General features: G+C 70.2%; 28 protein-coding genes. 13 read left to right on the top strand and 15 right to left on the bottom strand.

Features of this window, described 5'->3' with window-relative positions; genetic code table 11:
* From ABDW35_RS10405 to ABDW35_RS10415, 3 genes are all read left to right on the top strand, one after another.
* The coding region (locus ABDW35_RS10405) for an alpha/beta hydrolase domain-containing protein (RefSeq protein ID WP_343713794.1) at positions 1 to 289 on the top strand (289 nt) is incomplete at its 5' end.
* 219 nt (positions 290 to 508) lie between these two features.
* Positions 509 to 1,132, top strand: coding sequence for an outer membrane lipoprotein carrier protein LolA (locus ABDW35_RS10410; RefSeq protein WP_343713795.1), 624 nt, complete (start codon positions 509 to 511; stop codon positions 1,130 to 1,132).
* Positions 1,133 to 1,540, top strand: coding sequence for a GNAT family N-acetyltransferase (locus tag ABDW35_RS10415; RefSeq protein WP_343713796.1), 408 nt, complete (start codon positions 1,133 to 1,135; stop codon positions 1,538 to 1,540). It abuts the gene before it with no gap.
* A gap of 9 nt (positions 1,541 to 1,549) precedes the next feature.
* Here ABDW35_RS10415 and ABDW35_RS10420 read toward each other — a convergent pair whose 3' ends face one another.
* The 4 genes from ABDW35_RS10420 to ABDW35_RS10435 form a co-directional block, all read right to left on the bottom strand.
* Positions 1,550 to 2,161: an XRE family transcriptional regulator gene (locus tag ABDW35_RS10420; RefSeq protein ID WP_343713797.1), complete on the bottom strand. Its 612-nt coding sequence runs from the start codon at positions 2,159 to 2,161 to the stop codon at positions 1,550 to 1,552.
* 81 nt (positions 2,162 to 2,242) lie between these two features.
* Positions 2,243 to 3,097, bottom strand: a complete 855-nt coding sequence (locus ABDW35_RS10425; RefSeq protein ID WP_343713798.1) for an MBL fold metallo-hydrolase — start codon at positions 3,095 to 3,097, stop codon at positions 2,243 to 2,245.
* Positions 3,098 to 3,271: 174 nt separating this feature from the next.
* Entirely contained in the window at positions 3,272 to 3,763 is a 492-nt protein-coding gene (locus ABDW35_RS10430; RefSeq protein ID WP_343713799.1) for a GNAT family N-acetyltransferase, read from the bottom strand.
* The gene (locus ABDW35_RS10435; RefSeq protein ID WP_343713800.1) at positions 3,760 to 4,161 is read right to left on the bottom strand and encodes an SET domain-containing protein-lysine N-methyltransferase; all 402 of its coding nucleotides are present in this window, start codon (positions 4,159 to 4,161) and stop codon (positions 3,760 to 3,762) included. The genes ABDW35_RS10430 and ABDW35_RS10435 overlap by 4 nt, the downstream gene beginning before the upstream one ends.
* A gap of 209 nt (positions 4,162 to 4,370) precedes the next feature.
* Here ABDW35_RS10435 and ABDW35_RS10440 point away from each other — a divergent pair, with 209 nt between their 5' ends.
* Entirely contained in the window at positions 4,371 to 5,144 is a 774-nt protein-coding gene (locus ABDW35_RS10440) for a gamma-glutamyl-gamma-aminobutyrate hydrolase family protein (RefSeq protein ID WP_343713801.1), read from the top strand.
* Positions 5,145 to 5,287: 143 nt separating this feature from the next.
* On the opposite strand, the gene ABDW35_RS10445 is transcribed toward ABDW35_RS10440, so the two are convergent.
* The 3 genes from ABDW35_RS10445 to ABDW35_RS10455 all read right to left on the bottom strand — a co-directional run bounded on the left by ABDW35_RS10445 (position 5,288) and on the right by ABDW35_RS10455 (position 7,782).
* Positions 5,288 to 6,484, bottom strand: a complete 1,197-nt coding sequence (locus ABDW35_RS10445) for a serine hydrolase domain-containing protein (RefSeq protein ID WP_343713802.1) — start codon at positions 6,482 to 6,484, stop codon at positions 5,288 to 5,290.
* Between the two features lie 71 nt (positions 6,485 to 6,555).
* Positions 6,556 to 6,852, bottom strand: a complete 297-nt coding sequence (locus ABDW35_RS10450) for a GYD domain-containing protein (protein WP_343713803.1) — start codon at positions 6,850 to 6,852, stop codon at positions 6,556 to 6,558.
* A 390-nt stretch (positions 6,853 to 7,242) separates the two neighbouring features.
* Positions 7,243 to 7,782 carry a glutathione peroxidase gene (locus ABDW35_RS10455; protein ID WP_343713804.1) on the bottom strand — a complete coding sequence of 180 codons (540 nt, stop codon included), beginning with the start codon at positions 7,780 to 7,782 and terminating at the stop codon, positions 7,243 to 7,245.
* Positions 7,783 to 7,917: 135 nt separating this feature from the next.
* Between ABDW35_RS10455 and ABDW35_RS10460 the strand changes: the two genes are divergently transcribed.
* Positions 7,918 to 8,862: a 2-hydroxyacid dehydrogenase gene (locus tag ABDW35_RS10460; protein ID WP_343713805.1), complete on the top strand. Its 945-nt coding sequence runs from the start codon at positions 7,918 to 7,920 to the stop codon at positions 8,860 to 8,862.
* Positions 8,863 to 9,239: 377 nt separating this feature from the next.
* Here the strand turns inward: ABDW35_RS10460 and ABDW35_RS10465 are convergent, their stop codons facing one another.
* Both ABDW35_RS10465 and ABDW35_RS10470 read right to left on the bottom strand, forming a co-directional pair.
* Complete coding sequence (locus ABDW35_RS10465; RefSeq protein WP_343713806.1) at positions 9,240 to 10,043, bottom strand: SDR family oxidoreductase; 804 nt, start codon at positions 10,041 to 10,043, stop codon at positions 9,240 to 9,242.
* The gene (locus ABDW35_RS10470; protein WP_343713807.1) at positions 10,040 to 10,369 is read right to left on the bottom strand and encodes a nuclear transport factor 2 family protein; all 330 of its coding nucleotides are present in this window, start codon (positions 10,367 to 10,369) and stop codon (positions 10,040 to 10,042) included. The genes ABDW35_RS10465 and ABDW35_RS10470 overlap by 4 nt, the downstream gene beginning before the upstream one ends.
* Before the next feature lie 53 nt (positions 10,370 to 10,422).
* Here ABDW35_RS10470 and ABDW35_RS10475 point away from each other — a divergent pair, with 53 nt between their 5' ends.
* Together ABDW35_RS10475 and ABDW35_RS10480 are read left to right on the top strand one after the other, a co-directional pair.
* Positions 10,423 to 10,821, top strand: a complete 399-nt coding sequence (locus ABDW35_RS10475; protein WP_343713808.1) for a helix-turn-helix domain-containing protein — start codon at positions 10,423 to 10,425, stop codon at positions 10,819 to 10,821.
* On the top strand, positions 10,821 to 11,507 hold the full coding sequence (locus ABDW35_RS10480) for a haloacid dehalogenase type II (RefSeq protein WP_343713809.1): 687 nt from the start codon (positions 10,821 to 10,823) through the stop codon (positions 11,505 to 11,507). Before ABDW35_RS10475 ends, ABDW35_RS10480 begins: the two co-directional genes overlap by 1 nt.
* A gap of 84 nt (positions 11,508 to 11,591) precedes the next feature.
* On the opposite strand, the gene ABDW35_RS10485 is transcribed toward ABDW35_RS10480, so the two are convergent.
* Complete coding sequence (locus ABDW35_RS10485) at positions 11,592 to 11,912, bottom strand: hypothetical protein (protein ID WP_343713810.1); 321 nt, start codon at positions 11,910 to 11,912, stop codon at positions 11,592 to 11,594.
* A 102-nt stretch (positions 11,913 to 12,014) separates the two neighbouring features.
* Positions 12,015 to 13,103 carry a LacI family DNA-binding transcriptional regulator gene (locus ABDW35_RS10490; RefSeq protein ID WP_343713811.1) on the bottom strand — a complete coding sequence of 363 codons (1,089 nt, stop codon included), beginning with the start codon at positions 13,101 to 13,103 and terminating at the stop codon, positions 12,015 to 12,017.
* 107 nt (positions 13,104 to 13,210) lie between these two features.
* On the opposite strand from ABDW35_RS10490, the gene ABDW35_RS10495 reads away from it, so the two are divergent.
* A complete protein-coding gene (locus ABDW35_RS10495) occupies positions 13,211 to 13,435 on the top strand; it encodes a hypothetical protein (protein WP_343713812.1) in 225 nt (74 codons plus the stop codon).
* Positions 13,436 to 13,607: 172 nt separating this feature from the next.
* Positions 13,608 to 14,828: a PLP-dependent aminotransferase family protein gene (locus tag ABDW35_RS10500; RefSeq protein ID WP_343713813.1), complete on the top strand. Its 1,221-nt coding sequence runs from the start codon at positions 13,608 to 13,610 to the stop codon at positions 14,826 to 14,828.
* A gap of 4 nt (positions 14,829 to 14,832) precedes the next feature.
* Here ABDW35_RS10500 and ABDW35_RS10505 read toward each other — a convergent pair whose 3' ends face one another.
* The gene (locus tag ABDW35_RS10505; RefSeq protein WP_343713814.1) at positions 14,833 to 15,501 is read right to left on the bottom strand and encodes an isoprenylcysteine carboxylmethyltransferase family protein; all 669 of its coding nucleotides are present in this window, start codon (positions 15,499 to 15,501) and stop codon (positions 14,833 to 14,835) included.
* A 67-nt stretch (positions 15,502 to 15,568) separates the two neighbouring features.
* Complete coding sequence (locus ABDW35_RS10510) at positions 15,569 to 15,820, bottom strand: DUF3297 family protein (RefSeq protein ID WP_343713815.1); 252 nt, start codon at positions 15,818 to 15,820, stop codon at positions 15,569 to 15,571.
* Between the two features lie 114 nt (positions 15,821 to 15,934).
* On the opposite strand from ABDW35_RS10510, the gene ABDW35_RS10515 reads away from it, so the two are divergent.
* The gene (locus ABDW35_RS10515; RefSeq protein WP_343713816.1) at positions 15,935 to 17,032 is read left to right on the top strand and encodes a lactonase family protein; all 1,098 of its coding nucleotides are present in this window, start codon (positions 15,935 to 15,937) and stop codon (positions 17,030 to 17,032) included.
* A 227-nt stretch (positions 17,033 to 17,259) separates the two neighbouring features.
* Here the strand turns inward: ABDW35_RS10515 and ABDW35_RS10520 are convergent, their stop codons facing one another.
* Positions 17,260 to 18,033: a glucose 1-dehydrogenase gene (locus ABDW35_RS10520; protein WP_343713817.1), complete on the bottom strand. Its 774-nt coding sequence runs from the start codon at positions 18,031 to 18,033 to the stop codon at positions 17,260 to 17,262.
* 164 nt (positions 18,034 to 18,197) lie between these two features.
* Between ABDW35_RS10520 and ABDW35_RS10525 the strand changes: the two genes are divergently transcribed.
* Positions 18,198 to 18,788 (top strand): TetR/AcrR family transcriptional regulator, encoded by a 591-nt coding sequence (locus tag ABDW35_RS10525; protein WP_343713818.1) that lies wholly within the window; start codon positions 18,198 to 18,200, stop codon positions 18,786 to 18,788.
* Positions 18,789 to 18,912: 124 nt separating this feature from the next.
* Here ABDW35_RS10525 and ABDW35_RS10530 read toward each other — a convergent pair whose 3' ends face one another.
* Positions 18,913 to 20,196 (bottom strand): ArgE/DapE family deacylase, encoded by a 1,284-nt coding sequence (locus tag ABDW35_RS10530; protein ID WP_343713819.1) that lies wholly within the window; start codon positions 20,194 to 20,196, stop codon positions 18,913 to 18,915.
* Positions 20,197 to 20,339: 143 nt separating this feature from the next.
* Here ABDW35_RS10530 and ABDW35_RS10535 point away from each other — a divergent pair, with 143 nt between their 5' ends.
* Both ABDW35_RS10535 and ABDW35_RS10540 read left to right on the top strand, forming a co-directional pair.
* Complete coding sequence (locus ABDW35_RS10535) at positions 20,340 to 20,807, top strand: Lrp/AsnC family transcriptional regulator (RefSeq protein ID WP_343713820.1); 468 nt, start codon at positions 20,340 to 20,342, stop codon at positions 20,805 to 20,807.
* Positions 20,808 to 20,890: 83 nt separating this feature from the next.
* The coding region (locus ABDW35_RS10540; protein WP_343713821.1) for a hypothetical protein at positions 20,891 to 21,123 on the top strand (233 nt) is incomplete at its 3' end.

A 21,123-nucleotide genomic window follows, 5' to 3' on the forward strand; every position in this document is an offset into this window, starting at 1 on the left:
GGTGCCGCTGGGCACCTATACCGGCTGGAACGTGCTGGCCCAGGGCTATGGCGCCGGCGGCGGCTGCTCCTTCCTCGGCGGCTTCATCCCCTTCGCCCGGACCAGGGCGGAGCGGATCGCCGCGCAGGACCCGCGCCCCTCGCTCGAGGAGCGCTACCGCAGCCATGCCGGGTTCGTCGCTCGGGTGAAGGCGGAGGCGGCCCGGCAGGTCGCCGCCGGCTGGCTGCTGCCGGACGACGCCGCGACCCTCGCCGCCCAGGCGGAGGCCAGCGCGGTGCTGAAGGACTGAGGCGGCGGCAATCTTCCGCTCATCGTCATCGCGAGGAGCGAAGCGACGTGGCGATCCAATGGCTCGAACTCTGGATTGCCACGCCCCTTCGGGGCTCGCAATGACGGGTTAATCCTTTCTGTCCTGCGCATGACTTCGCGCCCGGCGACGAGACGCCGCCCTGGAACTCCGGGGGCCTGTGCCCTACTTGGAACACAGACCCTGTGTATCCGGACGAGCATGACCATTCTACGCATGATCGCAGCGGCCCTGGCCGCGCTGCTCCTCGCCGCCGGGCCGGCCGCCGCCGTGCAGCCGGCCCAGCTGACCGCCCAGGACCGCCAGGATCTGGCGCGGGTCGAGCAGTATCTGGGCGGCCTGACCACGGTGCAGGCGGACTTCGTCCAGACCACCAACAACACCGACCTGTACCGCGGCCATTTCTACCTGAAGCGGCCGGGCAAGATGCGGCTCGAATACGAGCCGCCGATCTCCTACATGTATATCGCCGACGGCACCTGGCTGACCTATTACGACGCCGATCTGCGGCAGCGGAAGGACGTGCCGCTGGGGTCGACCATCGCCGACTTCATCACCCGCGCCAACGTCAAGCTGTCGGGCGACGTCACGGTGACCAAGGTCAGCCGCGGCAACAACCTGCTGAGCGTGCAGCTGGTGCAGACCGACAAGCCGAATGACGGGGCCCTGACCCTGAACTTCACCAGCAATCCGATGATCCTGCAGAGCTGGGTGTCGGTGGACCAGCAGGGCAACGTGACCCAGGTCGACCTGACCGGCATCCAGCCCGGCGTGCAGCTGGACAACAAGCTGTTCGTGGTGCCGCGCAAGCAGGGCAACCGCTGAATGGCGGCGGCCGGGCCGGTGCCGGAGTGGCGCGGCGCCTTCGACAATGCCGAGCTGAACGCCCTGCACGCCGAATGCTTCGGCCATCGGGTGCTGGATGAGGACTGGTGGGGCCAAGTCAACCGCTTCAGCCTGGGCTGGGTGTGCCTGCGCCTGGATGGCCGGCTGGCCGGCTTCGTCAATGTCGCCTGGGACGGCGGTGTGCACGCCTTCCTCTTGGACACGGCGGTGACCCCGTCCTTGCAGCGGCAGGGCCATGCGACGCGGCTGGTGGCGGAAGCCGTGGCCCAGTCCCGCGCCGCCGGCTGCGAATGGCTGCATGTCGATTTCGACCCGGAGCTGCGCGGCTTCTACCTCGACGCCTGCGGCTTCCAGCCGACCGAGGCCGGGCTGGTCCGGCTGCGGTAGCGCCCGACCCTAGGACCGGCGGTTCGCCGGCGGCGCCGAGATGACCAGGTAGTATTCGGCCGGCCCGGATGCCCGGTTCTCGAACCAGTGCTCGATATCGGCCTCGAAATATAGGCAGTCCCCCTCCTGCAGCACGGTCTCGCGGTCCGCGGTCGCCACCACCACCTGGCCCCGGGCGGCGACGATGTGCTTGACGGTTCCCGGCGGCGGTGAGGGCAGGCGGCCCGTTGAGCTGTTCGCCGGCAGATGGTGCAGGACGACCTCGACGGTCACGCCGGGCATGATCGGCGACAGCAGGTGGCGCTCGAACCCCGTTTCCGGATCCCGGAACACCTGGCGCTGGTCCTTGGTCACCAGCGCGAAGGCCCGGCGCGCCGGCGACTCCTCGCCGACGAGGGACGAGAAGGAAACGCCGAGGGCGTGCGCGACCTGCTTGGCGACGCCGATGGTCGGGCTCTTTTCCCCCCGCTCGATCTTGGACAGCATCGCCCGGCTCACCCCGGACAGTCCGGAGAGCTGCTCGAGCGTGAGGCCCGCCCGCTCGCGGACGGTGCGAACGCGGTCACCGAACGCGCCTGCGGCATCGCGGGCCCCGGGCCGGGATCGTTCAGGGCTGCTCACCGGACTCCGCTTTCCGCTCGCCTGCTTCGGCCGCCATCCTAGGCATGGCGGAAACCCGCGCCAAGCCGCCGGCGCGAGAGATCAGAGCGGCAGGAACCGATAGGCCTGTCCGGCCCGCTCGACCAGCCCGACGCCCGGGAAATCGAGATGCGCGCCGGCGACGGAGACGCCGGGCCGGGCCACGCGCTCCAGCATTCTCTGCCGGGTCGACCGCGCCCGGTCCTGATCGGCATCGAACTCCCAGGTCAGCTCGGGCCGGTCGAACTGGATCGAGGGCACATGGACCAGATCCCCCCAGATCAGCAGCGTCCCGCCGCCGCCCGACACCTCGAAGGCGGTGTGGCCGGCCTCATGGCCATGCGCCGCGACGGTGGTGATGCTGTCGCTGACCTTGAAGCCGTCCGCGAAGGGCAGGCGGACCCGGCGGAACCGGGACAGTCTTTCGTATTCGTCGAACATCACCACCTCCTCCTGCGGCACCAGCAGCCGCCGCAGGTTGGGAAAGGCGTCCGAACCGTCAGCCGCCACCAGGCCGTGCACGTGGTCCGCATGGGTGTGGGTCACGGCGACGGTGCCGATGCTCTCCCGCGCCACGCCGGCCTCGGCCAGAGCGTCGGGCAGCAGGCCCATCGTCGGCAGCCAGGCATTCGCGGCGCCCGTGTCGATCAGCACGTGCTCGCCGTGATCGATCACCAGGAAGGCGTTGACCGAGAGGCGGAGATTCCCGCCGACCAGCGTCACCTGGGCCGGCAGATCCGCCCCGAACGGACGGTCGCCCGGCTGCCGCAAGCGGCCGGGCGGCATGTCGACATGGCCGTCGCGCAGCGCAATGACGGTGAGATCACCGAGCTCGTAGCGCACGAAATTCGTGCCGGAAGCCGTCTGTTTCAGATGGCCCTCACCGGCGGGCAATCCCGATTCCTTGCATTCCATCATGACGCCTGAGCCCTCCGAGTGCAGCCTCGCGGCGAGGCCCGATCGTCCAGCGATCGATATCCAAAAATCTTCTATAGCAGAACTAGATCTTCTATAGAAGAATTCAACTGCAAGCGATGCGTCACAGGCCGCCAGCCCCGCTCCCTCGGCGATGTCCCCGCCCCGGCCCGGCGCTCAGCCCTTGGCCATGATCACGGTCGGCAGGGCCACGCCGGCGGCCGTCGGCATCTCCTCCTGCCGCACCGGGCTATAGCCGAGCCGGGCGTAGAACGCCTCGGCATTGGCGTTGGCGCGCACCCGGAAGCGGGTGAAGCCGGCGGCGCGGGCCGCCTCCTCCGCCGCCTCGACCATGCGGCGGCCCAGGCCCTGGCCGGCCCGGTCCGGGGCGACGAAGACCTTGCGCAGCCGCGCCACCGTGTCGTCGTCCGGCACCCGGCACCAGCCGGCGGTGGCCACCACAACGCCGTCCGGCGCCTCGGCCACCAGCAGGTTGTTCGACAGCAGTTCCCCGGCATAGTCCGGCGCCATGATCAGATCGACATGCGCCGCGATCTGCGCCGGGCTGTGGATGTCGCCGGCCAGCGCCGCGAAGGACTCCGCCTGCAGCTTGCGGACGGCGTCGAGATCCGCCTCGCGGATGGGGCGCAGGACAAGGTCCGCGCTCACGACTCCGCCGGTTCCAGCCGGCGCGCCAGCGGGCCGTCCCGCTCCTCGATGCAGCAGACCAGGTAGTCGCAGGTGATCTCCTCGCCCGCCGCGATGTCGCGCGCCGCCAGGGTTACCGGCCCGGAATTGTCGGTGTTCGGGTCGTCGTCATGGTTCAGGAAGCGGGCGTCGTCGCCATTCAGGACATAGCCGCCCGGGAAGTCCGGCGACAGATAGGCGTAGGTGTCGAAGAAGCGGCGCGGCACCTCGGGCAGCCCGGCCACCACCGCCTCCGGCACCACCTTGTCGATCGCCGGCTCGAACCGCCAGATCGGTGTGCCCTTGGCGATCGGTGCCGCGGCAAACACGCCCAGGCCGTGGATCGCGCTCTGCGCGACATAGGTCGGAACCAGGAACATGGGGCCCCCGCTCTCGCTCTTCGACTCGCTTATACCCACGGATCGCGGCCGCCCGGAAGAGGCAACACAAGGCATTGTTGTGGCAGGCGGCCGTGCAGGGCTGGACGCCCGAGCCATGCGCGGACCGCAGGGCCATTCCCGCCCCCGCGGGGCTGGTCGAACCCGCCCCCGGCGGCGAAATATGACGGAACCGGTCCAGGAGCCTGCCTATGTCCCGTCCCGTCGTCGGCATTCCCGCCTGCGTCAAGCCGCTGGGGGCCCACCCGTTCCACACCGTCGGCGACAAGTACATCCGCGCGGTGTCGGAGGGGGCGGACTGCCTGCCCTTCCTGATCCCGGCGCTGGGCGGCTGGCACGACATCGACGCGGTGCTGGACCGGCTGGACGGCCTCTTGATCACCGGCAGCGTCTCGAATGTCGAGCCGAGGCACTATGGCGGCGAGGCCAGCGAGCCCGGCACGCTGCACGACCCGGACCGCGACGCCACCACCCTGCCGCTGATCCGCCGGGCGATCGAGCGCGGCATCCCCGTGCTGGCGATCTGCCGCGGCCTGCAGGAGCTGAACGTGGTCTGCGGCGGCACGCTGCACCAGCATGTCGAGCGCGTGCCCGGCCGCGCCGACCACCGCGCCGACGACAGCAAGCCGGTCGAGGTGCAGTACGGCCCGGCCCATCCGGTGGCGCTGGCCGAGGGCGGCGCGCTGGCGGCGCTGTTCGGCAAGACCGAGACCACCGTGAACACCATCCACGCCCAGGGCATCGACCGGCTGGGCGCCGGCCTCGCGGTCGAGGCGACGGCGCCGGACGGCCAGATCGAGGCGGTGCGGATCGAGGCCGCGCCCTATTTCGGCCTGGCCACCCAGTGGCACCCGGAATGGAAGTTCCGCGAGAACCCGGATTCGGTGGCCCTGTTCGCCGCCTTCGGCCAAGCCGTGCGCCGCTACGTCGCCGACCGCGACGGCCGCCGGGCGGCGGCGGAGTAGCTTATCCCCAATTGCGCTTTGGTCGGCCTGACCGACCAGGCGGAGGCGGCCGCTGGCCGGCCTGTCCGCCATCCACCGGGCCGAGCTGCGCCGCCTCCGCCCGTCCGGCGGCGCTGCTGGAACAGCTGGGAACCGAGGCTTAGCTACGCAGCCTTCCGCGCGACCAGGCATCGATAGGCAGCCGTCTCGCAATCCATATAGCCGGTGAAGGACACGGCATCGCCGAACGGCAGGATCTGCGTCGCCCAGAAGCCGCCGATGCCGTTCCTACGGTCGATCCAGTAGAACAGGTTGGCCAGCCCCGCCCAGCCGAGCGCGCCGGCGGGGCGGCCGGTCGGCGCATCCTCGTCATTGATCATGAAGCTGTAGCCCCATGATTTCGGCATTCCGGGGAAGAACTCCGCGTCGTTCGACAGCGCCGGGATGACTCCCGGCAGCATCCTGATCTTCTTGTCGCCCAGGCCGTTCTCCGCCGCGGCACGGACGGTTTCCGCCCGCAGCACGTGCCCGCTTTCCCCCGCCCCGTCGTTCAGCCACATCCGGATGAAGCGGCAATAGTCGCCCACGGTCGAATAGAGCCCGTGCCCGCCCATATGGAGTTCCGGGTCCTGTGGCAGCTCGAACTCCGGCATCGGGGTGAGCGAGCCATCGGCCTCACGCCGATGCATTCCCGCCAGCCTCGCGCGCATCGACGGCGTGAGGCTGAAGCCGGTGTCCGTCATGCCGAGCGGCCCGAAGATCCGCTCGCGCATCACGTCGCCCAGACGCCGGCCGCGGATGGCTTCGACGATCCGGCCGCACCAGTCGAGGTTGCTGCCGTATTCCCAGCGGTCACCGGGATCGAACAGCAGCGGCGTCATGAGGGACGCCTTCGACGCGGTGACGACGCTCGGCTGGCCGTGGTCCCTGGCCAGCCGGTTGTAGTCCTCGTTGAAGAAATCGTAGCCCAGGCCGGCCGTATGCAGCATCAGCATGCGGGTGGTGATCTCGCGCTTCGGCGGGCGCAGCCTGGGCCGGCCCGCAGCGTCGAATCCGTCGAGCACCTGCAGCTCGCCGAGATCGGGGACATAGGCCTTCGCGGGAGCGTCGAGGTCGAGCCTGCCCTCCTCGACGCATTGCAGCACGGCCGTGCCGGTGATGGCCTTGGTCGTCGAGAAGATGGCGAAGACGCAGTCGGGCTCCATGCCGGCCTCCCGGCCAAACATGCGCTGGCCCGCTGCGCCTTCGTAGAGGGTGCCGCGCCGATCCGTGATCATGGCGACGACGCCGGGCACCCGCGGCTTGCCGGAGACCACCCGGTTCAGCACGTCGTCGGCCGCGGCCTGCAACACGCCGGTCATCGCTTCCTCCAGTCTTTGCGCAGTCTCGGGACGGCACCGGACCGGCCCGGCGGGGCCGGGCGCGAGATCCGTCAGTCCGGAAGATTGTCCAGCATCCTCCGGTATTCCTGCTCCGAGAACGTCTTCATCGTGGTGGTCCGGACGTTGCCGCGCGAGCCGACGGCGAGCACGAACCTCGCAAGCGCCTCGTCGCTCGGCGCGTTCACATGGATCATGATGTCGTACGGCCCGATGCAGAGAGACACCTCCTTGAACTCGACGCCGAGCTGCCGGGCCAGTGCCCGCCCGGCATCGACGCGCTTGGCGCCGTCGCGAATGGTCCGGATTCCCTGATCCGTGAAGTTGATCAACAGACAATAGCCAGCCATCCGAGCCTCCCATGTGAGGGTGGTGCAGCGAAGGACCAAGATGTGGCGAAGAAGATCGCGATAAGGGAATCGCTGCCCGGCCGCGGGCTATGGGAAGATGCCGACCCTGGTCACATCTCGTGCGAAGCGGCCGAAAGAAGACCCTAGGCGTCGTTCAGACATGCCGACCGATCTTCCTCAAAAAGGATTATCATGGCATTTCTCCCCATTTTTAGATTTTTTACTTTGTTATCAATTGTGAATATTACGCCACCCGCACACGAATGTCATATGAAACCTTCACCAGAAGCGATGGCATCGGCTGGCGGGCAGGAGCAGGCCCGCAACGGCAGACATCGACGCGGGTCGCCCGCGCGGCTCCTCGCGGGATGGTTCAGGCGGCCGCTGCAGTCAGCGCGCCAGCGCCGCGTCGACGGCCCTGGTCACCTCCGGCCCGGTCGGCTCGGCGTCGCTGGGGAAGCTGGCCAGCAGGGTGCCGTCGCGGCCGATCAGCAGCTTGTGGAAGTTCCATTTCGGCACCGCCGCCGCATCCTGCTGCGCCGCCCAGCGATACAGCGGATGGGCGTCGGCGCCGACCACCGCCTGCTTGGCCAGCATCGGGAAGTCGATGCCGAAGGTGGTCTCGCAGAATTCCTTGATCTCGCCTTCCGAGCCCGGCTCCTGCGCCCCGAAATCGTTCGAGGGCACGCCGAGCAGCACGAAGCCGCCGTCACGGTGGCGGGACCACAGCTCCTCCAGCCCGGAATATTGCCTGGTGAAGCCGCAGAAGGAGGCGGTGTTGACCACCAGCACCACCTTGCCGGCGAAGGCGTCCGCGGCGAAGGCGCCGCCCTCCAGCTTCGGCAGCGGCACGGCGGACCAGTCGAGCGGGCGGGCCGCGGCGGGAGTGGCGATCATGATCAGCACCAGGGCAAGCAGTCGGGCCAGCATCGCAGGACCTCCGACGGGGAGGCCCCCACGCTGCGCCGCCCGGCCATGCGGCGCAAGACCCTGATGCCTCGCCCACCGGCAAATCCCGTGCTAGGACGGAGACCCAGCCGATCCCCGGCGATGGAAACCCCGCCCGTGCCCGAAACCGTCCTGCACCTGCACCCCGGCATGCCGGAGGCGTCTCTGCGCCCGATGCGCGAGCGCTATGAGCTGATCGAGCATTCGCGGGCCAGCGCCGAGGCCGGCCCGCTGCCGGAGGCCGACCGCATCCGCGGCGTCGTCACCATCGGCGTGATCGGCATCGACCGCGCGCTGATCGACCGGCTGCCCAATCTCGGCATCATCAGCTGCTACGGCTCGGGCTATGAGCGGATCGACGTGGCGGCGGCGAAGGCGCGCGGCATCGCCGTCACCAGCAACACCGGCGCCAACGCCGCCTGCGTCGCCGACATGGCGCTGACCCTGCTGCTGGCCAGCGTGCGCCGGCTGGTCGAGGGCGACCGCTTCGTCCGCGCCGGGCAATGGACCCGCCCGGCCGCGCCGCCGTCGCTGATCTCGACCGGCCTGGCCGGGCGCCGGGTCGGCATCCTCGGCCTCGGGTCGATCGGCGAGCGGATCGCGCGGCGGGCCGCCGCCTTCGACATGGAGGTCGGCTACCACAACCGCCGGCCGAAGCCGGGCGTGCCCTGGGCGTATCACGACAGCCTGGCGGCGCTGGCCGAGTGGGCGGACATCCTGGTGGTCTCCTGCCGCTCCGACGCCAGCACCCGCGGCATCGTCGACCGCGCGGTGCTGCAGGCGCTGGGGCCCATGGGCCATGTGATCAACGTCGCCCGCGGCGAGGTGCTGGACGAGCCGGCGCTGATCGCAGCGCTGGAGGCCGGCACCATCGCCGGCGCCGGCCTCGACGTGTTCGAGCACGAGCCGCAGGTGCCGGAAGCGCTGAAGCGGCTGGAGAACGTGGTGCTGGCGCCGCACATCGCCAGCATGACCGAGGCCGCGCATCGCGAGATGTGCCGGATGACGATCGACGCGCTGGACAACTTCTTCGCCGGAAGGCCGCTGACCAACGCGGTGTGAGGCGCAGTTCGACCAGAGCCGAAGCTAAGCGTTTCGTTCGCGTTGCCTCTCCCGCAAGCGAGACCTTTTCGGAATGCCACCGCCTGGATCGTCGGGGGACATTCATGGCGAAAGCAAGATGAGTCCCCCCTCCCCTTGCGGGAGGGGGATAGGGGGAGGGGGTTCTCGCAGCCCGAACCGACCAGATCTTCAATAAATCTGCCTGTCCGGCGGATCGGGGCCTTCGCCCATTCACGCGCAGACGCGCGCAGACCCCTCCCCCTACCCCCCTCCCGCAAGGGGAGGGGGGACTCAATAGGAGAAGGTCGCGGCTATTCTGAAAAGGTCCCGCAAGCGGGAGAGGCAATGCGCGAAGACGCCCAAGATCCGACTCTCGGTCACGCCACCGGCACCGTTCCCCCATCGATCACGTGCTCGCTGCCATGGATCGACGCGGCGCGGTCGGAGGCCAGGAACGTGATCAGCTCCGCCACCTCCTCCGGCCAGGCCGGGCGGCCGATCGGGATGCCGCCAAGCGATGCCATCAGCCCCCGGCGGGCGTCCTCGACATCCGTGCCGGTGCTGGCCGCCAGCCTCTCGACGAACACGGTGGCCGCCTCGGTCTGCACCCAGCCCGGCGCCACGCGGAGGACGCGCACGCCCTTCGGCCCGACCTCCTTCGCCAGCGCCTTGCTGTAGGTCGACAGCGCCGCCTTCGCCGCGGCATAGGCGGTGGTGGCCTCGGGCAGCGGCAGCCGGCTCTGGATCGAGCCGACATGGATAACCACCCCGGAGCCGCGCTCCAGCATGCCGGGCAGCAGCGCCCGGTCCAGCCGCACCGCCGGCATCAGGTTCAGGTCCAGCGCGCGCTGCCATTCGCCGTCGTCCAGCACCGCGAAGCCGCCGGCCGGGGCCTGCGAGCCGCCGAGGACATGGACCAGGATGTCGGCGCCGCCGAGCCGGTCGCGCACCGCCTCCGCCACGGCGCCGCAACCCTCGGGTCCGGTCAGGTCGGCCGCCACGAAGGGCTCGGAGGCGTCGAGATCGGCCGGCCGGCTGCGGGCGACGGCCAGGACGCGGGCCCCGGCCCGGCGCAGCCGCGCCGCCACCGCGGCGCCGATGCCGCGGCTGCCGCTGGTGACCAGGGCGCGCTTGCCCGCGAGCTCGCGCGGATCGGCCGGGAAGGTGGGCCGGGCGGTCATCCGTGGATCTCCAGCGTCGCGATGCGGCCGTCCTTCAGGCCGAAGGCATAGCGCAGCTCGACCGGGCTGCCGGGGAACCGGCCCGAGACCCGACCGGTGAGGACCGCGCCGCCCTCCGTCCCGGACACGGCGATCGGCTCGACCGTATATTGGTATTTCCGCTTCGCCTCGGCCTTCCAGGCCAGGATGGCGTCGACGCCGCGGATGGTGCGGCCCTGGTCGCGGACCACCGCGTCGGCGGCGAAGCAGGCGGCCAGCGCCGCATCGTCCTCCGCGTTGTCGGCGGCGACATAGGCGGCGATCGGATCGGGAAGCGGGAGCGTCATGGCGGATCCTCAGTTCAGTTGCGTGAGGCCGAGGATGGGAATAGGGTTTCGCGATGGCAAGTACGCACGAAAAAGTAAGGTACTCACCCGAAGGTGAGCGTCCGGCCTACACCCCCGGCACCGCCGCAGCCGGCGTGGAGCAGGCGCTGAAGGTGCTGGAGGGCCGATGGAAGCTGGTGATCCTGTTCCACCTGTTCGGCGGCAAGCTGCTGCGCTTCTCCGAACTGGAGCGGGCGATCCCGGCGATCTCGCAGAAGATGCTGATCCAGCAGCTGCGGCAGATGGAGGCCGACGGCATCGTCCGCCGCATCGTCCACCACCAGGTGCCACCCAAGGTGGAGTACGCGCTGACCGATTGGGGCCAGGCGCTGTGCCCGGCGCTGGACGCGATCCTGAGCTGGGCGGAGCAGCGGCCGCCTGCCGAAACCGAAACCCAGCGGGGAGCCGGATGATGGACGACGCGCCGCTGACCGGGGTAAAGGCCTGCGTCTTCGACGCCTACGGCACGCTGTTCGACACCGCGTCGGCCGCCCGGCGCCTGGCGGGCGAGATCGGCGACGAGGCCGGGCCGCTGGCCGCGCTGTGGCGCGAGAAGCAGCTGGCCTACACCTGGCTGCGGGCGGTGCAGGACCGCCACGCCGATTTCTGGCAGGTCACCGGCGACGCGCTGGATTTCGCGCTGGAGACGCTGGGGATCGAGCGGCCCGGCCTGCGCGAGCGGCTGATGGAGCTGTACCTGACGCTGGAGCCCTATCCCGAGGTGCCGGAGGTGCTGCGCCGGCTGCGCGCCGCCGGGCTGAAGACGGCGATCCTGTCCAACGGCACGCCGCGGATGATCGAGGCGCTGGTGGCCGGCGCCGGGCTGCAGGGGCAGTTCGACGCGCTGCTGTCGGTGGAACAGGCGGGGGTCTACAAGCCGCATGCCCGCGTCTATCAACTGGCGCTCGACAGCCTGGGCCTGCCGGCGCGGGCGATATCGTTCCAGTCCTCGAACGGCTGGGACGCCTATGGCGCCTCGGCCTTCGGCATGCAGGTGGTCTGGTGCAACCGCGGCGGACAGCAGCCGGAGCGCCTGCCGGGCGCGCCCGACCGCGTGGTCGCGATCCTGGCGGCACTGCCGGCCCTGGTCGGCGCCTGACGGCTGGCAGAAGAGCGCAAGGAGCCGGTCGCCTCAGATTGCCTCTCCCGCCCGGCGGGAGAGGCAACGCAAAGTGTCGTCCGGCTAAGCGCCGCACTCCTCGGCGTAGCTTTTCTGCTCCTCGGTGACCATCTGCTGATGGTCCTGCAGGTCGGAGTCGCGCAGCCGCAGGTCGGACTGGCAGGTCTTGTAGATGTCGCCCAGCTTCACATAGGCGTCGATCATCTTCTTGTGCGCGGCGCATTTCTCCGCCTGCGGCGCCGCCAGGCTGGACAGCCGCGCGGATTGCAGCGGCGGGATGGCCTTGGTCTGGGCCGTGAAATCCTCGTTGCAGCCGGCGAAGGCGGGCACGGCGAGCAGCGGCAGCAGGGCCGCGGCAAAAACAAATTGCTTCACGACACGCATCTCCACGCTCCGGGATCCCGCGTCTGGCGACGGCGCGCGGGCGGCGACAAAAACCCGCTCCGGCGGAATTCGTTCCGCTCGCGGCCAAGCCGGAAGGTCCGATCAGACCCGCGCCGGACCGGTCGAGCCGCGCAGCACCAGCTCGGTGCCGAAATGGATCTCCTCGCGGCCGCGCGGGTCGATCAGCAGCTCCGCCGCCGCCCGCCCCTTCTCGACCAGCGGCTGGCGGATCGTGGTCAGCGGCGGCTGCGACGTGGCGGCCGCGGCGATGTCGTCGAAGCCGATCACCGAGACGTCGCCCGGCACCGACAGGCCCTGCCGCGCCAGCCAGGCCATGGCCCACAGCGCCAGCCGGTCGCAGGTGGCCAGGATCGCGGTCAGCCCCGGCTGCCGCCGCATCAGCCGGGCCATGCCGCGCTCGGTCGATGCCGGCTCGAACAGGCATTCCTCGATCGGCACCTGCCCGGCCGGGATGCCGGCCTCCTCCAGCACCTCGAGATAGCCGTAGAGCCGCTCCCGGCAGGCGGCGTAGATCGAGTCACGGATGCGGCGGGCCGACACCGCGCCCTCCCGCTCATCTGGCATCAGCTCCATCGACAGCACGCCGAACCGGCGATGGCCGAGGCCGAGCAGGTGCCGCGCCGCGGCCGCCGCGCCGCTGCGGTCGGCCACGGTGACGGTGCGGCAGCCCGCGACCAGCGGCTGATCCACCGTCACCACCGGCAGGCCGCGGCTGCGGATGATGTCGAGGACGCCCGGCTCCTCCTCCATGCAGTACATGATGAAGCCGTCGACCGCGGCCGAGCCCAGGGCCTTGCGAGCCGCCTCGACATCCGCGGCGGCATAGACCGAGATGCCGCGCCCGGTCTCGTCGCACACCGCGGCGACGCCCTGGATCAGCGCCAGCGCCGCCGGGTCGCCGAAGGCGTAGCCCAGCCCCTCCGGGATCATCACCGCGACCGTGCCGATCTGGCCGGTGCGCAGCATCCGGGCCAGCGGGTCGGGGCCCTGATAGCCCAGCGCCTCGGCCGCCTGCAGCACCTTGGCGCGGATCGCGTCGCTGACCCGCTCGGGATGGTTGAACACGTTGGAGACGGTGCCCTGCGCCACCCCCGCTGCGACGGCGATGTCGCGCAGGCGGGCCTTGGGCTTCGGGGCGTCGGGCTTGTCGGGCGGGGCGTCCTCGGGCATCCGGGCAGCCTAGCCCCGTTCTTGAACCGATTCAAAAATTCCTTGACGGCGGGTTCGGAGAGCGGGATTATGAATCGATTCAAAAAATCGATTCAAAGGAGGCCGTCATGTCCCTCATGACCGGATTCCCGCTGGTCGCCCATCTGATGCAGATCCGCCTGGGCGGGCGCTTCGGGCACCTGCCGCCTTCGGTGGCGGCGGAGCTGGAGGCGTTCGCCGCCGCCGAGGCGGAAGCCACGCGCCCGGCTGCCAAACCCTCGAAGCCGGCCGCCCCGCGCCGCTCCTCGGTGCCCGCCCCGGCACCATCCTTCGCGCTGCGGAAGGCGTGCTGAGGCCACTCTCTGCCTCCAGATGCGGATCGAAACAAAATGTCTCCAGATCCGCATCCGACGCAACTCTGTCATGAGATAGGTCAGTCTCATTGACATAAATCGGCCCGCCATGGTTCGGTTGGGGAACGGCGCCGGGACAGACGCCGCGCCCAGGAAGAACAGGACCAGACCGATGACCATCGGCGAGACCCATTACGCCGCGCGCGCCGGCCGGATGCGCGCCTCCGAGATCCGCGAGCTGCTGAAGCTGCTGGACCGGCCCGGCGTGATCTCCTTCGCCGGCGGCATCCCCGACCCGGCGCTGTTCCCGGCCGCGACCATCCGCGCTGGCTACGAGGCCGCGCTGGCCGCCGGCGACACCGCGCTGCAGTATTCGGTCAGCGAGGGCTATGCGCCGCTGCGGCAGTGGATCGCCCGGCACATGGGCTCGATCGGCGTGCCGTGCGACGCCGACAACATCGTCATCACCTCCGGCTCGCAGCAGGGGCTGGACTATCTCGGCAAGCTGTTCCTGTCGCCCGGCGACACGGCGCTGGTCGGCTGGCCGACCTATCTCGGCGCGCTGCAGGCCTTCAACCCCTATGAGCCGCGCTACGACCGGCTGGAGCCGGAGCACGGCAACGCCACGCCCGATTCCTACCGCGCAGCGGCCGAAGCCGCCGGCAGCCGGGTGCGGCTGGCCTATCTGACGCCGGATTTCGCCAACCCCTCGGGCGAGACGCTGAGCCTGGCCGCCCGCGAGCGCGCTTTGGCGCTGGCGGACGAGCTGGACATTCCGCTGGTCGAGGATTCGGCCTATCAGGCGCTGCGCTATGACGGCGAGGACGTGCCGCCGCTGCTGGCGCTGGACGTCGCGGCCAAGGGCGGCATCGACCGCAGCCGCGTGATCCATTGCGGCAGCTTCTCCAAGACCCTGGCGCCGGGGCTGCGCATCGGCTGGATCTGCGCCGCACGCGGCGTGGTGCAGAAGCTGGTGCTGACCAAGCAGGCGGCCGACCTGCACACCCCGACGATCAACCAGATGGTGATGCACCACGCCGCCGAGCATGCCTATCCGGCCCAGGTGGCGAAGATCCGCGCCGCCTACCGCGACCGGCGCGACCGCATGCTGGCGGCGCTGGACCGCCACATGCCGGCGGGGGTGAGCTGGACCCGGCCCCAGGGCGGCATGTTCATCTGGGTGACCCTGCCGGAGGGGCTGGACGGCGCCGAGCTGCTGGCCCGGGCGGTGGATCAGGGCGTCGCCTTCGTCCCCGGCCGCGCCTTCCACGCCGACGGCACGCTGGGCAACACGCTGCGCCTGTCCTTCTCCCTGGCGAAACCGGAGGCGATCGAGGAGGGCATCGGCCGCCTGGGCCGCCTGATCGCCGGCGCGGCGCAGGCGGCGGCGTGAGGGCTCAGTACAGCCCCGGCAGCATGCGCCAGGTGCGCCGGCGATAGGCCTCGTACTCCGCGCCGAACTGGTCGGCCAGCAGCCGCTCCTCGGCGCGGATGCGGGCCATCAGCGGCACCAGATTGAGCAGCGCCAGCACCACCCCGGGGACGGAGCGGAAGGCCAGGGCCCAGCCCAGCGCGCCGAGCATCAGGCCGAGATAGCTGGGATGGCGGATCACGCCGTAGACGCCGCCGGTGACCAGCCGGTGCCCGGGCTGGATCGCCACCAGACCGCTGAAGCGCCGGCCCAGCACGAAGACCGGCCAGATCCGCACCGCGCCGCCGAGGACGAACAGGGCGACGCCGAGCCAGCGCATGGTGTCGCCGTCCAGGGTCCACACATCCATCCGATCGGTCCAGGCCGGGACATAGGCGCCGAGCAGCCCGAGCCCGGCAAAGGCCGCCAGCACCCAGCGGTTGCCGCGGTCCTCGCGGTCGCCGGGGCTGAGATTGCCGCCGGTGAACAGGCTGGCGACGGTCAGCACCACGGTGACCGCCACCAGCGCGACACGGGCCGGATGGGCGAAGAAGGCGGCGAACCCGCCCCAGCCGAGCACCGCCAGGCCGAGATAGACAGCGGTGCCGAGCACGGCGGCCAGCGCCAGCTTCGGTGATGTCGGCGATCGCTCCATCGGGCAGCTCCACGGAGACCGCAGGATTCAATGCCGGACGGGCGGCCCGTGTTCCTGCCGGGCCGGATCAGGCCTCGGCGTCGTCGTCCCGGAAATACGGCTCGACCGTGCCGGTCTTCTTCACCGTCAGCGGGTTGCCGCGGCGGTCCAGCGCCTTGCCCATCGACAGCAGGACCCAGCCCTCGCTGACGCAGTATTCCTCGACATTGTTGCGCTCGGTGCCGTTGAAGCGGATGCCGACGCCGCGGCGCAGGGCGGCCTCGTCGAAATACGGGCTGTTCGGGTTGCTCGACAGGCGGTCGGGCGGGGTGTCGGCCATCGCATGGCTCCCGGCAAGGTCAGCGGATGGCGGGTGATAGCCGCGCGCGGCGGCGCTGACAATGCGCGACACGAATGCTATCGGGTGGCCAACGGCCAACAGGGAGGCGGGACGATGCTGTTCCATGTCTGCAGCTACACCGGCGCGTCCGGCAACGGCGAGGGCATCACCCTGTGCCGGCTGGAGCCGGAATCCGGCCGGCTGGAGGCGCTGTCCAGCGTCGCCGGGCCGAGCCCGTCCTGGCTGGCCTTCGCCCCGGACGGGCGGCACGCCTATGCCGTCAACGAGATCGACGCGTTCGAGGGCGCGGCCCAGGGCGCCTGCACCGCCTATCGGGTCGACCGCGGCAGCGGCGCGCTGACGGCGCTGAACACCGTCGGCTCCAGCGGCACCATACCGTGCCATGCCAGCGTCCATCCCGGCGGCCGGCACCTGCTGGTGGCGAATTACGGCGACGGCCGCCTCGCCGTGCTGCCGATCGCGGCGGACGGGTCGCTGCGCGCCGCCACCGACATCCAGGCGCCGGCCGGCCCGGTCGGCGCGGACCGGGCCGAGGCCGGGCCGCCCGGCAGCTTCGCCATCAGCGGCCATGACGGGTCGCATGCCCATATCATCGAGACCGCCGGCCGCTTCGTGCTGAGCACCGATCTGGGCCAGGACCGGATCCATGTCTGGACCCTGGACGAGGCCGAGGGCGTGCTGCACCCGGCCGATACGCCGTTCTTCCCGACCGCCTCGGCCGGCGCCGGGCCGCGGCACCTCGCCTTCCACCCGAACGGCCGCACCCTCTACACCACCTATGAGGAGGCGTCGCAGCTGGCGGTGCATGACTGGGACCCGGCGACCGGCCGCGCCACCTTCCGGCAGCAGGTCGGGTCGCTGCCGCCGGGCTTCGCCGGCTCCAGCTTCGCCTCGGCCCTGGCGGTCAGCCGCGACGGCCGCTTCCTCTACTCGGGCAACCGGCTGCACAACAGCATCGCCATCTTCGCCATCGAGCCCGGCGGCACGCTGCGCTGGCTGGACGCGGAATGGAGCCGCGGCGACTACCCCAACCATGTGGCGCTGGACCCGACCGGCCGCTTCCTGTTCGCCTGCAACCGGCGCAGCGACAACGTCACTTTGTTCCGGGTCGACGCCGACTCCGGCCGGCTGACCTTCACCGGCCGCTATCTGCCGATCGGCAGCCCGAACATGGTGGCGTTCGTGCCTTAAGGGATCTCGACCACGACCGCCGAAGCTCAACGAGTCCCCCCTCCCCTCGCGGGAGGGGGCTAGGGGGAGGGGGTTTGTGCCGCCTGGACCGGCCCGAATTCCGGCAATCCAGCCCATCGCGATGCCTGCTCTTTTGCCCATTCGCGCGCGGACGCGCGCAGACCCCTCCCCCTGCCCCCCTCCCGCAAGGGGAGGGAGACTCAAAGGAGAAGCAGCGCGCAAACCACTTACCCCCTATAGATCGGCGCGCCGTAGGGCGAGCCGGTGGCGCCGCCGTCGACGAAGAGGTCGACGCCCTGGATGTAGCTCGACTCGTCCGAGGCCAGGAACAGCACCGTCTTCGCGATCTCCTCGGCCTGGCCGAAGCGGCCGGCCGGGATGCCGCGGCTGATGCGCTGCACCAGCGCTGCCCGGCCCTCCGGCGTCGGCGCCACGGACGACCAGATGTCGGTGTCGGTCGCGCCCGGCGAGACCACGTTCACCCGGATGCCGCGCGGCGCCAGCTCCGACGCCAGCACCTTGCCCATCGACCGGATGCCGCCCTTGCTGGCGGCATAGGCCGACCAGCCGGCTGCGCCGAGCGCGCTGTGCACCGAGCTGGTGAGGATGATCGAGGCGCCGTCCTTCAGATGCGGCAGCGCCGCCTGCACGGTGAAGAACACGCCGGTCAGGTTGACGCGGAGGATCTGCTCGAACTGCTCGAACGAGGTCTGGCCGAGCGGGGTGACGCCGCCGATGCCGGCATTGGCGAAGACGATGTCGAGCTTGCCGAACCGCTCCGCCACCTGCGCCACGGCCCGCTCCATCGCCGCGGCGTCGGCCGCGTCGGCCTGCAGCGCCAGCACGGAGTCGCCGAGCTCGAGCGCCGCGGCGTCCAGCGTCTCGCGGTTGCGGCCGATGATCGCCACCTTCGCGCCCTCGGCCACCAGCAGCCGGGCCGTCGCCAGGCCGATGCCGGCGTTGCCGCCGGTGATCAGCGCAACCTTGTCCTGCACCCTCATCTCGATCTCCTGCGCCCTCGATCGGGCGACGATTGTCATGCGACGACGATCCGGGCTGGCGGCGATGGCCGGCCGGGCCCATATTTGGATGACGATCATCATCTCAAACGGAAGATGATGACCATCATCCTGATTGTCAACGGCCGGCCGAGGAGGAATCTGCGATGGGCCATTCACGGCAGGACAAGGCGGCCAGCCATGACCGCATCGTGCGCATCGCCGCCGGGCGCTTCCGCGAGGCCGGGGTCGACGGGCTGAGCGTCGCCGGGCTGATGCAGGAGGCCGGGCTGACCCATGGCGGCTTCTACCGCCATTTCGGGTCGCGCGACGACCTGGTGGCGGAGGCGCTGGACGAGGCCCTGGCCCAGAGCCGGGCGACGGTCACCGCGGCGCGGGAGGCGGGCGCGGGCTACGACGCCATCGTCGCCGGATATCTGAGCCCCGGGCATCGCGACGCGCCGGGGGCGGGCTGCGCCGTGGCGGCCCTGGCCAGCGAGGCCGGACGGCTGCAGGGCCGGCCGCGCGAGGCCTTCACCCGGCACATCGAGGCCAGCCTGGACGGGTTCCTGCGCCTGCTGCGGGAGACCAACCCGGCGGCCACCCGCGCCGACGCGCTGCTGGCCGTCACCGCCATGGCCGGCGCCCTGGCCATCGCCCGCGGCGTGTCCGACCCGGCGCTGTCGGACGAGATCCTGCAGGGGGTCCGGGAAAAGCTGGCGGCGCTGGCCGGGCCGGCACCATCGCCGGGCGTGTGAGCGGGCGGTCCGGGCAGTCGCTGCGGCAGGCGCCCGGACGGGGTGCACGGCGATGGCCGACGTCCGAAGCCTGACTGACCGCTTCGGACGCGGGCGCGAATGCCGACTGCGCGGCCTGAACCTGCTATCGGCTGCCTTCGATGCCGCACCATTCGGCGGCGAACAGGGCAAGCGCCTTGGTCACACGCCGGAGCGAAGGAAGGCTGACGCGTTCATCGATCCCGTGGATGTTCTCGGCGACAGGCCCGTAGACGAGGGACGGGATCTTGCCGTGCACCGAGAAGATCGCGGCATCGAGATAGCACGGCATGACGAATGATGGCAGCGACGAGCCGTCGTGAACCCGGGCATGAGCCGCGTGCAGGCACGCTTCCGCCGCCGTGCCCTCCGCCAGCTCGTATCCGGCGTGCATGACGCCGACCCAGGACAGGGTGACGAGGCCGCCGCCGGCAAAGGCGGGGTCTTCGTCCTGGATCCGCTCGACGAAGGCTTCGAACTCCCTCGCCCTGTCTCCCGGGGACTCGCCGGGATAGAAGCCGATCCTTCCCTCGGCGACGCAGTCGCTGGGGATGGAGGCGATCCAGTCGCCGCCCGTGATCGTCCCTATGGTCAGCGACACGGGATTCTCGATGTCCTTGAATCTCGGCTGCCGTTGACCGTCGGCAATCCAACGGCGTTCGAGAGTTCGCAGATGGGTGATCAGGCGCATCATCAGGTCGATGGCGCTCTGCCCGGCCGCGGGCTCCATGGGATGCGCCGGCCGGCCTCGGGTGGCGAGGCGAAACTTCAGCACGCCGGAATTCGCGCGAACCAGCTGTTCACCGGTGGGCTCCGGGCTCACGACGGCATCCGCCGTGTGGCCGAGTACAAAAGCGGTCGCGGCCCCGTTGCCGGTGATCTCCTCCTCCACGACCGACTGGATCTGGACGTCGCCCCGCAGCGAAAGGCCTGCCTGCGTGATGGCATCCATGGCGAAGATCGAAGCCACCAGGCCCGCCTTCATGTCACCTGCGCCCCGGCCATAAAGCCATTCCCCGTCCCGGAACGGCTGGAATGGCGGGCGGCTCCATCGGTCGGGGCTGCCCGCCGGCACGACATCGACATGCGAGTTGAAGGCCAGCGAGCGGCCGCCGGACCCTTGCCCTTTTCTGTGGCCGACGATGTTCCAGCTGGTGTCGTAGTCGACGGTGGCGGGAGAAAACGCCGGGTGGCGCCCGATCCGCGACGCGTCCGTTCTGAAGCGGCTCACCTCGAAGCCGCGGCGGGCCAGCTCGCTTTGAATGAAGTCCTGAGCCTCGGCCTCCTCGTTCCGGAGCGACCGGAACTGGACGAGCTTCGTGAGGAACTGGACCTCGGCATCGAACAGCCGATCGACACATGATTGGATCTGGTCTTGAACCGACGACATGGCTCGAGCCTCCGGTGGTGCCCGGCAACGACGCTGCCGGGGGATCCCTGACAGTAGGGCCGACCCGGCATCCGTTGACGGCTCAATCCGCCGGTCCTATGCAGGATTCCTGCGTTCTGATCCTCATTTCGGAGGAGGAGATCATGATCCAGCTCGATCGCGCGGATCTGGCCTTGCTTGCCGCCGTGCAGGAGAACAATCGCCTGACCTCCGAGGCGTTGGCGCGGATCGTCAATCTCTCTCCGACCGCGTGTCAGCGCCGCCTGAGGCGCCTGCGCTCAGAAGGGATCATCGAGGGCGACATCTCGATCGTGTCCCCGAAGGCGTTGGGGCGCCATATCACCATGATCGTCCTCGTGACGCTGGAGCGAGCGCGCGCCGATATCGTCGACCGCTTCAAGGCGTCCATACGCAGCACGCCGGAGGTCATGATCGGCTATTACGTCACCGGAGACGCCGATTTCATGCTGATCGTGACGTCGAAGGACATGGAGGAATATGAGCGGTTCACCCGGCGCTTCCTGCACGAAAACAAAGACATCAAGAACTTCAAGACCATGGTCGTGATGGACCGCGTGAAGGCCGGTTTCGCCTTTCCGATCGATCCTTGAGGCAGGCCGTCGAAGACGCCGGCTTTTCAAGGTCACGTAATGTTTCATTGCGCGGCCGGCTCATTTCGTTCATGATATGTTCTATGAACGCGGCGTGCTCCGTCTCCACCTCGCAGCCGACCGCCCCGGGCCTCGACCCGGCCGAGGCGGCGCGCGCCGGGCGCATGCTCGACCGGCTGGCCGAGATGGCGATGGAGCAGGCGGAGGCGACGCACAAGGCCCTGCTGGCCGCGGTCGCCGCCGGCGAGGCGACGCAGGCCAAGGAGTTCGGCCTCGCCTTCGACCGCGCCTCCCGCGGCGTCCGCCGCAGCCTGGC

It is taken from the genome of Inquilinus sp., from assembly GCF_039594555.1.
GTDB lineage: Bacteria > Pseudomonadota > Alphaproteobacteria > DSM-16000 > Inquilinaceae > Inquilinus.